Raw genomic sequence first — 15,760 nt, 5'->3', positions numbered from 1 at the left:
ATTTGAGTTTGTAAATCGTCAGTGAGCCATCACTTTGTCCTTGGGCAGCTTCGGTGATGATGCCTGTAGTACGGAATAGTTGCCCTTGATCAGTCACTTGGTCGATGGCAACTTGTGTGCCAATAAATTGTTTTAAAGGAATGCTTGCTGATGTTGATAGGCAAATGAGTTCAGCAAACACGCCTTGGTTCAACACGTGTTGTCCGTCGATGCGTTGTAAGTAGACTTGATGGTTTAAGTCTGTATTTGTAAATTGGATATGAATGGCACGTTTTTGAGCGGTGAGTCCAAGTTGATCCAATATTTTAGAAATTATTTCCATATATTTTTTAATATTATGTATTTTTTATTAACTCTATATTAAGAAAAAATAATGGAAAGCTTTATCACATTTTTTAACAATTATTCAAACAAATTAAATATCGAAAAATATCAGCGATAACATCAGTAAGTGTTGATCAAGCCAACTTATTCTTTTCTAAATACTGATAAAAGGCAGTTGTCATCATCGGTTTCACTTGTCGTGCGCTAATCACTTCTTTGCACTCTGAACATATCAGTGTCGGTGTAAATTGATGCCCACAACTTTTATGTTCATAAACAACAGGTGCACCTAAACCCTCATCCATCCATTTATCTGCCCAAGTGGTCATGGTCAATAGGATAGGATATAGATCTAATCCTTTTTCAGTTAAACGATATTCAAAACGTTCTTGGCGATCGACATAAGGAACTTTTACCAAAATTTCTTGTTCAACCAAACGCTTTAAACGCTCAGACAAAACATGCCGAGTAACGCCTAAATTCTCCTGAAAATCGTCAAAACGACGGATTCCCATAAATGAATTGCGTAGAATAAGCATCGTCCAACGATCGCCTAGAACAGATAATGTTCGCGCAATTGAACACGGTTGTTTGCCTATTTCTTCCCACTTCATATATTCATCCGACTAAAATTTAAATTTTATTAAAATAAATTCAAGCTTATAAATATAGTATAAATCTTACAATTAAACATCTAATCTTTGTATTTGAATATCATTCAGTCTCGATTGAATCACACAATAGACTTTTTGCGAAAGTTTGCTTCGGCAATATCTGAATACATATTGAATATTCCCCCTCCTTTCAAAAGGAGAAACATCGTTCCGCAAGAGGGTGAGGTTTTTTTATTTAAAAACCCTCATCCTAGCCTTCTCCCTGAGCCATATATGGCGCAAGAGAAAGGACTCCCGATATCCATTTGAATATGTCTTGAATCTAAAACTTGAACATTTTATGACTTACGAAAGAGGTTTGATATGCTCTTAAATTTACATTAAGGTGTAAAAAAGCCCTCATCAAAGGGCTTTCATACAAAATTCACAATCTATTTATTAAGTAGTTTATCAATCACACCAAACTTCTTAAACAAACTTGCTCGGCGTTTTGGATAAATATTGGCTTTATTCAAATCACCCTTGTAATGTTCAAAAACACGTTTATCCATGATTTTAAACCACCATGCAGGAATCATTGCAGGCAATAGCATGCTCGCATAACCACTTGGCAAATCAGGCGCCTCATCAAAATGACGCAATGCTTGGAACGGACGTGTCGGATAGGCATGATGATCGGAATGACGTTGTAATTGATATAAGAATAAATTGGTCACAATATTGTTATTATTCCAACTATGTTCTGGCATGGTGCGTTCATATTTACCATTTTCATCTTTTTGGCGTAACAAACCATAGTGTTCGATATAGTTAATAATTTCAAATAAACCAATACTATAAACCGATTGTGTGACTAAGTAAGGAAGAATCCCTTTGCCAAACAAACCCACCATTGTCGAATGGAATGTACCTGTCATTGCCCAGCCTTGTAACAGTTCATTTTCCTTCGTCCAAAAACCTAAACCCTTACGTTTTAAACGATTACGCTCAATTTCAATGGCTGATTTAAATGAACCAATCACGGTACGTGGTAAAAACTCATAAAAAGTTTCCCCCATTTGTGATGAAGCTGGATCTTCTGGTGTTGCAGCACGTTTATGGTGTCCATACGGATGTTCAATACGAAAATGGTTATAACCTGATGGAACCAATGCCAAATGCGAAAGTATATGATCTATACGTGCCGACTTATGACTCAATTCATGTGCGGTATTGATCGCAATCCCGTTGATTGCGCCCATTGAAATACCCAATAAAACCTTATCCAGTAATGATGTTGTTTTACGACTGGTTAAATAGCATGCATAAACATTAGCAATGTATTGTAGTGGAATAAATGTTTTGACTAAACGTGAATAATACGGATCTTGTTCAAGCAGTTTCACATCTTCCGCAGTTGGATTATTTTTGTCTTTACCCACAATGCTATCAATGGTTGGGATAATCACATGCAGAACCAATGGCCCACCTAAAGCAAAAACTTTTTTTAATGGTTTTGGTGAAAATTGATAACCCGCCAAAATCCCAATACCAATCACAGGTAATGCTGGGCTAATCATCCACAAATAACGTTTTTTATCGAGTGCTAAACCTGATTTTGGTTGAAGCTCTTGCAGTTGTTGTTCTGTTAATTGGACTGGAGCATTCATTACTATATCTTCCCTATCTTTCTCATTCACTATATATTTCAATAAATACAGTGCTAAAAACAGTTGTAAGCGTCCAAAAAACCTATGAAAAAGTCTTTGGCACGTTCAACCTAGAGATTGTCCTGTGCGCACATGTTTTAATGCAGTGAATTATTTTTAATATTTAAAACTTGGAATTTTTTGATCAGCCTATGGATGCTCTCAGCAAAATTTTTGATGATATTCATCTCAACCATTCAGAATATATATATCTGCAAGCGCAAGGTGATTGGTCGTTTCAAAGCCCTGCACAAGATTCTGTGATCGCACATATTGTGTTGTATGGTGATGCTTATTTAGAAATCACACCTCAAATGCAGGTTGAACTGCATACTGGCGATATGTTTTTAATTCCTGCAGGGATCGCGCATAGTGTAAAAAATCATCCAAATACACAACTGGTTGAAAGTTTAAATATTGCCCCGTTATTTGATGGGCTTCGTCAAGATGCGATTGAATTTGGTCACAGTCGTTTGAATGGAGACAATCAAAAAACTTTAATTTTATCGGTTCGTTGCCAAATGAATGCCATTATGGCTCGACCGTTGATTAATGCACTCCCACCATATTTACATCTTCAAAATGCCTTGAGTGATGATGCACCTGAATGGCTCAGAATCGGCTTATATTTTGTTTCTGCTGAAACACGCCGTAGCATGGCTGGGAAAAATAAAATTATGGATCATGTGGTTAGCATTCTGATGATCGAATGTGTGCGTGATTATATTGAACAAATGCAGCATCAAAATAATTGGCTCAATGCCTTGATTCATCCTGAGTTGTCTAATGCTTTAGCAGCCATCCACAGTCGTCCTGAACATAACTGGACAGTTGAAAGTTTGGCAGAAACCTGTTGTATGTCGAGATCTAAGTTTGCCAATTTATTTAATCAAATTATTGGCGAAACACCTTTGGCATATCTGCAACAACATCGTTTACGTTTAGCGAGCCAATTATTGAAACAAGGACAACTCTCTATTCAACAAATCGCACATCAAGTTGGATATTCTTCTGAAACTGCATTTAGCCAAGCTTTTAAAAAGCAATTTGAACTTAGTCCAAGTCAATATCGTAATCAAAAATAATCGTTTTAGATAATTTTTTAAGTCGTTAAGTTAATTATGGAATGCTTAGGCTATTTTCAATAAATATATAATCAACAGCATCAATCACTGAAAGTTAATGAATACAATAATCACAGACCTAAAAAAAGCGCCGAAGCGCTTTTTTTATTGTTCAAATATTATTTAATTTTTGCATGATTCTTTAAGTAACGAGAGTAATCATCTAACAATTGCTCACCACGGAACTTTTGATACATTTGAGTTAATTGCTGCACTTCTGCAGGATTCATTTGATCAATTGCAGTGTGTTTTACATTCGAAACCGCCACAACAACTAATTCATTTGGTAGTTTTGCTGTAGTTACAGACCACATACCAGCTTTAGGTGCAGGTTGGCTAAATGCAGCACGTTCAATTTCACGTTTCAAACCTTGTGAACGGGTAAAAATACCAGCATGTACAAAATTGTATTGATACTTTGTCGTTACTTGTTGTGCAGGGAGCTTTTTAAAATCCGCAATCATCGCATTTAATTTAGCATGTGCAGCATCAAATGCTTTTTGCTCAATCACAAGTGCTTTAACACGTGGCGTTGCTTGAGCTAAAGGCAATGCACCAGCAGCATGGTATTTACGTGCTTTAATCCAAACCGTATCACCATTGGCAGTTTGGATACTACTTGAAGCTGTAGTATTGCCATTCTTCACATCTTCACTGAACAGTTTAGATTTTACCGCTGGATCAGCTAAAACAGCATTCGTAGTTGCTAAAGTAACACCGTTGGCTGATTGAACTTGAACAGTTTTAACCGCTTCAGATACGACATCTAAAGCATCACTACTCACCACTTGTTCATTCAAACTGTTTACAGTATCTGAGAAATAATTTGCTGATTTATTCTTCAATACTTCCGCAGTTAATTCTGCTTTTTTTGCTTCAAATGAAGGGACATTTGCTGATGCAGTATGTACTTCAATCAAATGATAACCAAACTGAGTTTTAACTGGTTTAGAAACTTGACCATTTGGCGTAGAAGTCACTGCTTTATCAAAGTCAGCACCAAATACACCAGGTGCGTAAGCAGCAAGTGCACCACCTTTGGTTTTTGAATCTGGGTCTTCAGAATATTGTGCCGCAGCTTGAGCAAAAGAAGTACCTGCTTGAATTTTTGCATAGACTTCATTTGCAAGTGTAGCTGCTTGCTCAGGACTACGAGTATCCGTCGTAATCATAATATGCTTCACTTCACGCTTCGCATCCTGATTTTGCTTTTCTACAAATTGATCATAAGCTTGTTTCAATTCTGCATCAGTTGCAGCCGCATTTGGCTGTGTCAAAGTTGCTGGACTTAAAACCACATAATCCACATCAACTGAAGCAACCTGCTTAAACTTATTCTGATGCTTATTATAATAGTCCGCAATTTCCTGATTGCTGACTTTTACATTTGCTTTATAGTCATCCAGTTTCACACTCGATAAAAATAATTCACGTTGTTCAGACTGCAAGTTCGCAATTTGTTGAATATCAGTTTTACTGACCAATGCATAATCAGTAAACGTACTCATCAACATTTTTAACGCATGATCTTGACGTAAATTCGCAATCAAACTTTGACTGGTCATCCCTTGTGAACGCAAATAGTTCGCATATAAAGCTTGAGAAAATTGACCATTTTCTTGCAAACTTGGTTGCTGAGCAATCATTTGTTCAATTTGTGCATCACTCAGTGAAATACCTAGTTTATCCGCTTGCTGGATTAAAAGTGCACGAGCAACTAAATTATCAAGCACAGCATTTTGAATAAAAGATTGATTCAATAAAGATTCATCACGGTTCACACTTTGTAGCAACTGATCTTTATAAGCTTTTGTCTGCGCTTCTAAATCTTTTTTCGAAATATCTTGACCATTAACAGTTTTAGCTACGTCTTCTTTTTGCCCACCACTGAAGTAACCTTCAATACCAACTACAGCAAATGGCGCTAAAAATAACACAAGGAGAACTTTACCAAACCAGCCCCTTATGAGAGTGCGAAACGATTCCATGAGTATTCCAATATTTTATTTCGTAAGGATTCTAACTGAAATTGAGATGTGAATGAATGAGCAATCAATGATAAATTGATTTATTTGATAAAATTTAACGTCTAACTCATTTTTTTAATTTATTTTTATAAAAAACGCGCCACTTGGGCGCGCAATTTATTCAGCTCAGATTATGCAACTGAGTCTTTCAAACCTTTACCAGCTTTAAAGCTAGGAACTTTACTTGCTTTAATTTGAAGTTCTTCACCAGTTTTAGGGTTACGACCTGTACGTGCTGCACGATCTTTAACACTAAAAGTACCAAAGCCAACTAAAGTAACCGTATCACCTTTTTTAAGTGCTTCACCAATTGAAGCAATAGTCGCATCTAAAGCTTTACCAGCATCAGATTTTGACAATCCCCCTTTTTCTGCAATCGCATCGATTAATTCTGATTTATTCATGAAGATTACGTCCTCTTATATCGTTTGTTTAAGTTCCAAGGCTGTAGATCAAAGGCCATGACGACTTTATAGCAATGCTTTGGGGGGAAACGCAAGACTTCAAACACGCTTTTCTTTAAAAAAACGACTAAAAAATACGTTTTTTTAGGTTTTACATTCATTCGATCTATTTTTTTAGCAATTGTTCACGTAAGTTCTGATTCTCTTCTGCAAGTGCATCTACCTTATTGTGTAACTGCAAAATAAGGCTTTCAAGATGCTGTAAATCTTTTGCTGTGACTAAACCAATACGGTTTAATGAATGATTTACACTCTGATCAATTAACTTTTCAACTTTATCTTTTGTTTCAGTCACAGATTCTTTGGTTTTCTCTGTCACCTTAGTCACTGTTTGATCCGTCACCTCAACAGTTTTTGATTCTAACTCTTCGCCCACCTTAACCAAGGAGTCAAAAAGTTTATTTCCCTCTTCTTCTGCTCTTGAAAATGCGCCTAAACCTGCAAGCCAGATTTGTTTGGTATATTTTCTAAAATCCAATGCTGACTTACGCTGCACACGCGATTTATTCTCAAGTGTCCCTGACTCATTTTTTAATTCTTGATCCACTTCAACACTATCCTGTTGTTCCAGACTATTCTTTTTCATAACTCACCCAACTCCCGAACTTCAGTTTCAAATGGCCTTTTATGACCAAATTATGTAGAAAATATATCTATAATATCAAATAAAACTATTGAACCTTTTGCTAAACTGTTCTACAAAGCAAAGTAATTATTAATTGTTAAAGCATATTTCTCAATTTTAATTTGGTGTAGTTACACACCTCTGTTTGATTTATGGATTTTTATGCTAATTTTGTGATTTAATTCACACTTATTGCATTGAGATTGGATTCTCAAATTTTGTACAGGAATTTTTTATGAGCGAATCGCAACAAAAACAAGGTCAAACTCGTTTGTTGCTCAACATAGTCATGATTATCTTGGAGACAATTTATTCATTTATACTTAAGCATGACCGCGTTGTTCGTTTGCAAGCCAAAAAGTTTGTAGCTCAACAAATTACGATTAAAATAAATAGTTATATCCCGTATTTTGACTTCTATGTGCAATTTACTGATCGTGGAATCCTATTTGATCTTCAAGCACCAGAAAAAGAAGTTGATCTTACTGTTGGAAGTACATTATTAGATCTGGTTCAAATTTTCGTATTTGCCAATCGTCGCAGTATGAAAAAGATGCGTCTTGAAGGCAATGATGTTGTTAAAGAACAGTTTCGTGACCTTATCATCCATTTAACTGCACCTAAACTTCTCTCTGATTGGAAGCAATGGCTTACCAATCCCGATGATGATAATCAGACTAAAGCATCTAAAAAACGCATCGCCCCTTTACTTGAAAAAATTGACGTACAACGATCAAAAATCAATAGTTTACAAGTCGAAGTGAAGCAATATCAAAATCGCGTAAAACGCATGCAACAGCATCAGCAACGTCTCTATACTGCTTTAGGCGTATTGGGCTTCCTATTTGTAGCATTAGTCGTGTATAATTTGTGGCAAATATTTATTTAAAACCGAAATAAATACTTCATTATTCATATAATTATTATTCTAGAAACAAATTCTGACTAATTTAGTCAGAATTAAATTCAAAAATACTTGACTAATTTAGTCAGGATTCATAAAATTCATACATCTAATCTAAAACATGTGTATCGAATCATGCGCCTAACTACTCGCGGTCGCTACGCAGTGACTGCACTACTCGACTTAGCATTGCAGCCAGCTGAACAAACGATTACGCTTGCAGAAATTGCAGCTCGCCAAACAATTTCCGTTGCTTATCTTGAACAATTATTCGCAAAATTAAAGCGTCATGGTTTGGTTTCAAGTGTTCGTGGCGCAAATGGTGGCTATCATTTAGCGCGTCATGCTGAAGAAATTACTGTCTTAGAAATTATTGAAGCTGTAAATGAAACTGTGGATGCTACACGTTGTGACCATAAAGGTAACTGCCAAAATGGTGCGATGTGTTTGACTCACGATTTATGGCAAGAACTCTCCCTCCATATTGCCGATTATTTAGCTAAAATCACACTTGCTGACCTTGTAGCTCGTGACAACGTGCAAACCGTTGCTGTTCGCCAAAATTCAGCTCCACTTGATTCAGCCCTTTTATCGGTTACAGGTATTTGACATGAAACGTCCGATTTATCTTGACTATGCAGCAACTACGCCTGTTGATCCTCAAGTAGCAGAACGCATGATGGAGTGTTTAACCTTTGATGGTACATTCGGTAATGCTGCTTCTCGCTCACATGCTTATGGATGGCAAGCTGAAGAAAAAGTTGAATATGCACGTGAACAAGTCGCTAATTTAATTAAAGCTGATCCACGCGAAATCGTATGGACTTCTGGTGCAACTGAATCTGACAACCTTGCACTTAAAGGTATTGCTCAATTCTATGCATCTAAAGGCAAACACATCATCACAAGTAAAATTGAACATAAAGCAATTTTAGATACGTGTCGTGAATTAGAAGAAGAAGGTTTTGAGATCACTTATCTTGAACCTGAACCTAAAACAGGTTTGATTACGCCTGAAATGGTTCAAGCTACCCTTCGCCCAGATACGATTCTTGTTTCACTGATGATGGTGAACAACGAAATCGGTACAGTCACTGATGTTGCTGCGATTGGCGAACTTACTCGCGCGAATAAAACATATTTCCACGTGGATGCTGCACAAGCTGCAGGTAAAGTTGAAATCGACCTTTCTACAATGAAAGTAGATTTGATGAGCTTCTCTGGTCATAAAGTCTATGGTCCTAAAGGCATCGGCGCACTTTATGTTCGTCGCCAACCACGTGTGCGTATCAAAGCACAAATGCATGGTGGTGGCCATGAACGTGGTATGCGCTCAGGTACACTTGCGACTCACCAAATTGTTGGTATGGGTGAAGCATTTGAACTTGCAGGTAAATCTTTACACACTGAACAAGCACGTTTACGTGTACTTCGTGACAAACTTTGGAATGGCTTACAAGATTTAGAACAAGTGTTCTTAAATGGTCACCCTGTTTACAATGTTGCCAACTACCTAAACGTAAGCTTCAACTTTGTTGAAGGTGAATCATTGATGATGGCATTGAAAGATGCTGCGGTATCATCTGGTTCAGCATGTACTTCTGCAACATTAGAACCTTCTTATGTACTTCGTGCATTAGGTCTTTCTGATGAGTTAGCACATAGTTCTATCCGTTTCAGTTTCGGTCATTACACCACTGAAGAAGATATTGATCATGTCATCAAAATCACCAAAGCTGCTGTAGAAAAGTTACGTGAACTTTCTCCACTTTGGGACATGTACAAAGAAGGTATCGACTTAAATTCAGTAGAATGGGCTGAACACTAAGTTTTCGGATTTAAATAAAATTCAAACACGGCATTTTATTGAAAATCAGTAAAATGCCACCATATTAGACTGTAGCAATACAATATTATCAACGCTGACCCCGAGGTTTGGAGAAGCATCATGGCTTATAGTGAAAAAGTAATTGATCATTACGAAAATCCTCGTAATGTTGGTGTTTTGGATAAAAATGCAGAAAATGTTGGTACAGGTATGGTCGGTGCACCAGCTTGTGGCGACGTTATGCGTTTACAAATTCAAGTCGATGACAATGGCGTAATTGAAGAAGCACGCTTCAAAACTTATGGCTGTGGCTCTGCAATTGCTTCAAGTTCATTGGTAACAGAATGGTTAAAAGGTAAAACTTTAGACGAAGCTCAAGCGATCAAAAATATCGACATCGCAACTGAACTTGCTCTTCCACCTGTTAAAGTACACTGTTCTGTACTTGCAGAAGACGCAATCAAAGCTGCTGTTGAAGATTATCGTAGCAAGAAAACTAAAGCCTAATATCTGTTGAACCCTTTTACAGATAATTTTTTATCGGAGTTTTCATGATCAATCTAACTGAAACTGCTGCAACTCATATCAGCAATTACTTAAAGAATCGCGGTAAGGGTGAAGGTATTCGTCTTGGTGTGAAAACTTCAGGCTGTTCTGGCTTGGCTTATGTACTTGAGTTCGTCGATGATATCGATGCACATGACCAAATGTTTGAACAGTTTGGCGTTAAAGTTTTTGTAGATCCAAAAAGTTTGGTTTATCTCGATGGTATGGAAATGGACTATGTAAAAAATGGTCTTAATGAAGGCTTCGAGTTTAATAATCCAAATAAAAAAGGTGAGTGTGGTTGCGGTGAATCTTTCACTGTTTAACCTTGGTTGTATTATTTTTTGTGTATAATACGCCCTGCACTTTTTGACAATAAAACAGTGTTTTGCACTGTTTTATTCATATTTGTTTCATGCAAATTTAATTTATGACGATAACATCAAGAAAGTTTTGTTTTGTCATTTTAAATTTGCGATAAACCATCAACGTGGATGAATGCCGATGAATCATTTTGAGTTATTCGATCTCCCTGAAGCACTCGATATTGATTTAGCAACTTTAAAAGCTAATTTTCTAACACTACAACAACAGTATCATCCCGATAAAGCGGATGATAAAGACCAAGCCTTGATTAAATCGAGCGAGATTAATCAAGCTTATAAAGCTTTGTCGAATGTTGATAGCCGTGCTGCATATTTACTCTCTCTTAAAAAGCAAGATCACCATCTCGACCAATCCATCAGTGATTTTGAGTTTTTACAGTCTGCGCTAGAAATCCGTGAACAATTGGATGAAGCGACGGATACTGAACAATTGCATTCACTCAAAAAAGAAGTTCAACAATGGATTGATGGTCTTGTACGTGAATTCAAAATTGATTTTGATGACGAAGATTGGGCTGAAGCACGAGATACGGTGCGTAAATTACGCTTTTTCCAAAAAGTCATGAATGACATCGATAAAGCGGAAGATCAGCTTTTAGATGATGAAGATTTTAGCTTAGATGATGATTTTTAATTAATTCTTTAAAAATTATTATTGTTCAATAGAAATATGTTTTTGCTTTTAGATTTTATTTTAAGGATGTAACACATGGCACTCTTGCAAATTGCTGAACCAGGACAATCAAGTGCGCCACACGAACACCGTATTGCCATTGGTATAGATTTAGGTACAACGCATTCACTTGTCGCTACAGTATTGTCAGGTAAAGCCAAAGTGCTGAATGATGAACAAGGTCGCGTGTTACTTCCTTCGATTGCACATTATTCTAAAAATTCAACCGAATATGGTGATGCTGCCAAGCCTTTTATCACCACTGATCCTAAAAACACCATTGTTTCGGTTAAGCGTTTTATGGGACGCTCAAAAGCAGATATTAAATTTCAACATCCTTATACCTTAGTCGGTGCAGATAATGAAATGCCTGCATTTGAAACCAATCAGGGCCGTAAAACGCCAGTCGAAATTTCAGCAGAAATATTAAAACAACTCAAAGATCGTGCTGAACAAAGCTTAAATAATCCTGTTAATGGTGCGGTAATTACCGTTCCTGCTTATTTCGATGAAGCACAACGTCAAGCAACGCGTGATGCAGCTGAACTTGCAGGATTAAATGTTTTAAGGCTATTAAATGAACCCACTGCTGCTGCTGTTGCTTATGGTTTAGACCAAGATACAAATCTAAGTGCAGATCACAACTATGTCATCTATGATTTAGGTGGTGGTACTTTCGACGTTTCACTTTTACGTTTTTCTCAAGGTGTGTTTGAAGTTTTAGCCACTGGTGGTCATACCGCACTGGGTGGTGATGACTTAGATCGTTTAATTGTAAAGTGGGCAAAAAAACAACTCAATATTGAAACTTTAGATGATGCTGAATATGCACATTTCATTGTTTCAGCACGTAAAGCCAAAGAAGCACTAAGTGATGCAGAATCTGTTGATATTAAAGTATTAACCCATCATTTAACTTTAGATCGTGCAACATTTGAAGAGATTATCAAAGTTGCTTTAGACAAAACAATTAGCGTCTGTAAGCGTGTTTTGCGTGATGCAAAACTTGAACTTGATGATATTCAAAATGTCGTTTTAGTCGGTGGCTCAACACGTTCTTATGCAGTACAAAAAGCAGTTCATGAAGTCTTTAATCAAGAACCACTTTGTACCATCAACCCAGATGAAGTCGTTGCAATTGGTGCTTCGATTACAGCGAATCAATTGATAGGCAATTCTAAAGATGGTTCACTGCTTTTAGACGTTACCCCGCTATCGCTTGGCTTAGAAACCATGGGTGGCTTAGTTGAACGCTTAATTTCACGTAACACAGCGATTCCAGTTACACGTCGCCAAGAATTTACCACCTATCAAGATGGTCAAACTGCCATGCTGATCCATGTAGTCCAAGGCGAACGTGATTTAGTTGAACATTGCCGTAGTTTAGGTCGTTTCGTACTGCGTGGTATTCCACCAATGACTGCGGGTCAAGCACGTATTGAAGTGACTTTCCAAGTCGATGCTGATGGTCTCCTCACTGTTGCAGCCAAAGAAACGACTTCTGGTGTCCATGCGCAAATCGACATTAAGCCCTCTTATGGCTTGTCAGAACAAGACACTGAACGCTTGTTACTCGATGGTTATAAATTTGCCGAAGAAGATAAAAACCTTCGTCATTTAAATGAAACCAAAGTTGAAGCGCGCCGTGAACTCGAAGCCCTCGAACAAGCGCTGAAAGTCGATGCTGGATTACTCAGTCCTGAACAATTAACTGGACTTAATCAAGCAGCAACAGAGCTTAAATCGCAACTCGAAACTAATGATATCAAAGCCATTGAACAGGCTGTTGAGCACCTTAAAACTCACAGTGATGCTTTTGCTGCTGAACGTATGAATCAACATATTGATCATGCGCTCAAAGGCACTAAACTCGATGACTGGTCAAACTCAAACTAATTTATAGGTAAAGACTATGCCACGTATTAAAGTACTACCTCATGCAACAATTTGTCCAAATGGTGCTGAGTTTGAAGTTGAACCGAATGCAAATCTTTGCCAAAGTCTTTTGGACAATGGCATCAAAATTGAGCATGCTTGTGACATGTCAAAAGCATGTACAACCTGTCATGTTGTTGTGCGCAAAGGTTTTGATGAACTTGAAGAAATGGATGATGTTGAAGCAGACCTTTTAGACCGTGCTTGGGGCTTAGAACCTGATTCTCGCCTTTCATGCCAAGTCAAAATTACCGATGAAGACATGGAAATTGAAATTCCGAAGTACACCATTAACCATGCTTCAGAAAATCATTAATTTGCGACCAACAAATTAAGATTCAAAAGCCACTGTAATCAGTGGCTTTTTATTGCACTTTTTAGCTTGTAAAATATTTGATGATTTATAAAATGAATCGAATAATTTTGGAAAATTTATTTTTTAAATAAGGTATTTAATGTGAGGTATACGTCGTCTTTACTTCATCTTCAGCATTTAATCTTGCAACACCATGAGCATTGGTTAATTTTTGCTGAACTTTGATTCGAGCGACCATTTTCTCCAAAACTTCAACAAGTTCAGAATATTCAAAATTCTGTACTTCCTCCAAATTCAACACCAAATGAAAACCTTTATATTCATAATCAAACCATTGCTGATTTTCATTTTTAGATGCTGAATATTTTTCCATCACTTGCCATGTACGGACTTTACCTTGAATCCCTTTGAGTTCAATCGGAGATTTAGGTGCACAAAGATAATCATTTTTAACCAATTTATAGGTTTCATCTGAAACCAAAATTTCATCAATTTCCGCAGCACTTTGTAAACGAGCAGCCAAATTTGCATCACGCCCGACGATAGTATATGCCATACGGTGTACTGCACCATAGTTCCCAACGTGGCAATAACCTGTACTAATCCCCATACGAATATGTAAAGGCGCATAGCCCATCTTGATCCAGCGTTCACGGAGAAACTTCATCTGTTGACGCATCGCAATCGCCATATCAATACAGTTCTTAGCATCCTGTTCAACACCTTGAGAATCAGGATCGCCGAAGAAAATAAGAATGGCATCACCCATAAACTTATCAACAGTCGCACCATATTGTTTGGCAATTTCAGTCATATGACTCAAATAATCATTCAAAACAAATGCTAAATCGTCTGGGATTAAGGTTTCCGATAATTCTGTAAAACCTTGAATATCAGAAAAGAAAACGGTAATTTTTTTACGCTTATATTCAATTTTTGCTTCAGTTTCACCGCGCATAATCGCTTGCCATAATTGTAAAGGCGCATAACGACTGAGCTGATTAGACAACTCAATATAGCGATTCATTTCATTGAAATAAGTATTCTTTTGTTTTTCAACAGATTTAATACGGCGACTTTGGTAATAATTTCCAATATTGATAAACAGAATAATACTGACAAAGGAAAGTACAGTAAGTTCTGGACTGGTTTGTTGAAAATAATCTTCAAAACCAAAAATAAAAATAATATTGGTATAAAACACAACAAAGGCAATCAGCACTGCCAATGAGCCCATCATGAAACTAATTTTATTATTTAATGCAGTATATAAAATCGCAAACAACATAATAAAAGTAACGACTAGGCTGAGGTGTACAGCAGCTAAAGCAATCGATACCACAATGACATCAATAAGAAAATAAACGTTTTTCCTTAATTTTGCCCCGTATTTATACTCCAACCAATGCGATAACTTTGGACTGATTAAAAAAATAAAACCAATAAAAAAAGGAACATAAATTTGATATGTAGCAACAGGAGAAGTGAAATAATAAACAATAACGATCAAAGCAATAATTAAATACCCCATAATCCTCTGGAGTATTTCAAATTGCTTTGGCTCTTTATCCAACATACGTTCAAATGGCAAACTGATTTACCTCGAATGTCATTTATTAAACACTTCCCATGTGTCGTATTGGAATTTAATCCATACGCCAATCAAATGGCATGTCACCCTGACCACGTAACGCTAGCATCAAGGTCTGACGCATGTGAGCTAATACTTCATTGGTATATGGAACCGCTGGTGTTCCAAATACAGGTTTTGGCCATGCAACATCATTTTGATAACGAACAATATGGTGAAAATGTAATTGTGGCACCATATTACCAAGTGCAGCTACATTCATTTTATCAGCACGGAATACACGAGAAAGTTGACTAGACAACCAGCTCGATTCACGTAAAAACTGCTCTTGATCAGCTTGACTTAATTCATATAACTCAGTGATACCAGGTACACGTGGAATCAAAATCAACCACGGGAATTGCATATCATTCATTAAACGACATGTTGAAAGCGGAAAATCGCCTACAAAAAAAGTATCTTGAGCAAGTTGTGGATGCAAACTAAACATATCTTTATAAATGACGCAAAATTAAAAGGATGGGTAATACTAACACATCGGTTTTCATGTGAATATTGGTTATCTTGTGTTTTGGTACAAATAAATAAAGTTTGTTTTGAACCGAATCACAATTACACTTTAAAGATTCAGAGAATTTTATCAAGTGCTTTTGTAGAAATTTTTACTTTTTTTCAAAAAATGCTTTGCCTAACACATATTAGGCAAAGTATTGAT

At 36.8% G+C, this 15,760-nt stretch carries 17 protein-coding genes; 9 read left to right on the top strand and 8 right to left on the bottom strand.

Annotated features, from left to right (window positions below; genetic code table 11):
* The 3 genes from EXE09_RS11950 to EXE09_RS11940 all read right to left on the bottom strand — a co-directional run.
* Positions 1–322: contractile injection system protein, VgrG/Pvc8 family (locus EXE09_RS11950; RefSeq protein ID WP_265937151.1), on the bottom strand; the 322-nt coding region annotated here is incomplete at its 3' end.
* Between the two features lie 136 nt (positions 323–458).
* The gene (locus tag EXE09_RS11945; RefSeq protein ID WP_068974725.1) at positions 459–938 is read right to left on the bottom strand and encodes a winged helix-turn-helix transcriptional regulator; all 480 of its coding nucleotides are present in this window, start codon (positions 936–938) and stop codon (positions 459–461) included.
* Positions 939–1,369: 431 nt separating this feature from the next.
* On the bottom strand, positions 1,370–2,587 hold the full coding sequence (locus tag EXE09_RS11940) for an alkane 1-monooxygenase (protein WP_130117417.1): 1,218 nt from the start codon (positions 2,585–2,587) through the stop codon (positions 1,370–1,372).
* Positions 2,588–2,778: 191 nt separating this feature from the next.
* On the opposite strand from EXE09_RS11940, the gene EXE09_RS11935 reads away from it, so the two are divergent.
* Entirely contained in the window at positions 2,779–3,711 is a 933-nt protein-coding gene (locus EXE09_RS11935; protein ID WP_068974723.1) for an AraC family transcriptional regulator, read from the top strand.
* 158 nt (positions 3,712–3,869) lie between these two features.
* On the opposite strand, the gene EXE09_RS11930 is transcribed toward EXE09_RS11935, so the two are convergent.
* From EXE09_RS11930 to EXE09_RS11920, 3 genes are all read right to left on the bottom strand, one after another.
* Complete coding sequence (locus EXE09_RS11930; RefSeq protein ID WP_130117416.1) at positions 3,870–5,738, bottom strand: SurA N-terminal domain-containing protein; 1,869 nt, start codon at positions 5,736–5,738, stop codon at positions 3,870–3,872.
* Between the two features lie 170 nt (positions 5,739–5,908).
* The gene (locus EXE09_RS11925) at positions 5,909–6,181 is read right to left on the bottom strand and encodes an HU family DNA-binding protein (protein ID WP_004720620.1); all 273 of its coding nucleotides are present in this window, start codon (positions 6,179–6,181) and stop codon (positions 5,909–5,911) included.
* Between the two features lie 166 nt (positions 6,182–6,347).
* A complete protein-coding gene (locus tag EXE09_RS11920) occupies positions 6,348–6,827 on the bottom strand; it encodes a phasin family protein (protein WP_228255354.1) in 480 nt (159 codons plus the stop codon).
* A 274-nt stretch (positions 6,828–7,101) separates the two neighbouring features.
* Between EXE09_RS11920 and EXE09_RS11915 the strand changes: the two genes are divergently transcribed.
* The 8 genes from EXE09_RS11915 to fdx all read left to right on the top strand — a co-directional run bounded on the left by EXE09_RS11915 (position 7,102) and on the right by fdx (position 13,454).
* On the top strand, positions 7,102–7,755 hold the full coding sequence (locus EXE09_RS11915; protein WP_130113064.1) for a hypothetical protein: 654 nt from the start codon (positions 7,102–7,104) through the stop codon (positions 7,753–7,755).
* Between the two features lie 150 nt (positions 7,756–7,905).
* Positions 7,906–8,379, top strand: coding sequence for an Rrf2 family transcriptional regulator (locus tag EXE09_RS11910; protein WP_068974720.1), 474 nt, complete (start codon positions 7,906–7,908; stop codon positions 8,377–8,379).
* A gap of 1 nt (position 8,380) precedes the next feature.
* Positions 8,381–9,598: an IscS subfamily cysteine desulfurase gene (locus EXE09_RS11905; protein ID WP_130117415.1), complete on the top strand. Its 1,218-nt coding sequence runs from the start codon at positions 8,381–8,383 to the stop codon at positions 9,596–9,598.
* Between the two features lie 120 nt (positions 9,599–9,718).
* The gene (iscU, locus tag EXE09_RS11900) at positions 9,719–10,105 is read left to right on the top strand and encodes a Fe-S cluster assembly scaffold IscU (RefSeq protein ID WP_005010233.1); all 387 of its coding nucleotides are present in this window, start codon (positions 9,719–9,721) and stop codon (positions 10,103–10,105) included.
* A 44-nt stretch (positions 10,106–10,149) separates the two neighbouring features.
* Entirely contained in the window at positions 10,150–10,470 is a 321-nt protein-coding gene (gene iscA, locus EXE09_RS11895; protein ID WP_068974718.1) for an iron-sulfur cluster assembly protein IscA, read from the top strand.
* A gap of 178 nt (positions 10,471–10,648) precedes the next feature.
* Complete coding sequence (hscB, locus tag EXE09_RS11890; protein ID WP_068974717.1) at positions 10,649–11,164, top strand: Fe-S protein assembly co-chaperone HscB; 516 nt, start codon at positions 10,649–10,651, stop codon at positions 11,162–11,164.
* 75 nt (positions 11,165–11,239) lie between these two features.
* Positions 11,240–13,099: a Fe-S protein assembly chaperone HscA gene (gene hscA / locus EXE09_RS11885; RefSeq protein ID WP_130117414.1), complete on the top strand. Its 1,860-nt coding sequence runs from the start codon at positions 11,240–11,242 to the stop codon at positions 13,097–13,099.
* Between the two features lie 16 nt (positions 13,100–13,115).
* Complete coding sequence (gene fdx, locus EXE09_RS11880; protein WP_087551831.1) at positions 13,116–13,454, top strand: ISC system 2Fe-2S type ferredoxin; 339 nt, start codon at positions 13,116–13,118, stop codon at positions 13,452–13,454.
* 136 nt (positions 13,455–13,590) lie between these two features.
* Here fdx and EXE09_RS11875 read toward each other — a convergent pair whose 3' ends face one another.
* Together EXE09_RS11875 and EXE09_RS11870 are read right to left on the bottom strand one after the other, a co-directional pair.
* Complete coding sequence (locus EXE09_RS11875; RefSeq protein WP_068974714.1) at positions 13,591–15,045, bottom strand: adenylate/guanylate cyclase domain-containing protein; 1,455 nt, start codon at positions 15,043–15,045, stop codon at positions 13,591–13,593.
* A gap of 55 nt (positions 15,046–15,100) precedes the next feature.
* Complete coding sequence (locus EXE09_RS11870) at positions 15,101–15,535, bottom strand: HIT domain-containing protein (RefSeq protein WP_087551830.1); 435 nt, start codon at positions 15,533–15,535, stop codon at positions 15,101–15,103.
* Positions 15,536–15,760 lie beyond the last annotated feature (225 nt).

It is taken from the genome of Acinetobacter sp. WCHAc060025 (assembly GCF_004209355.1).
Lineage (GTDB): Bacteria > Pseudomonadota > Gammaproteobacteria > Pseudomonadales > Moraxellaceae > Acinetobacter > Acinetobacter wuhouensis.
This window is presented reverse-complemented; position numbering and strand designations above follow the sequence as displayed.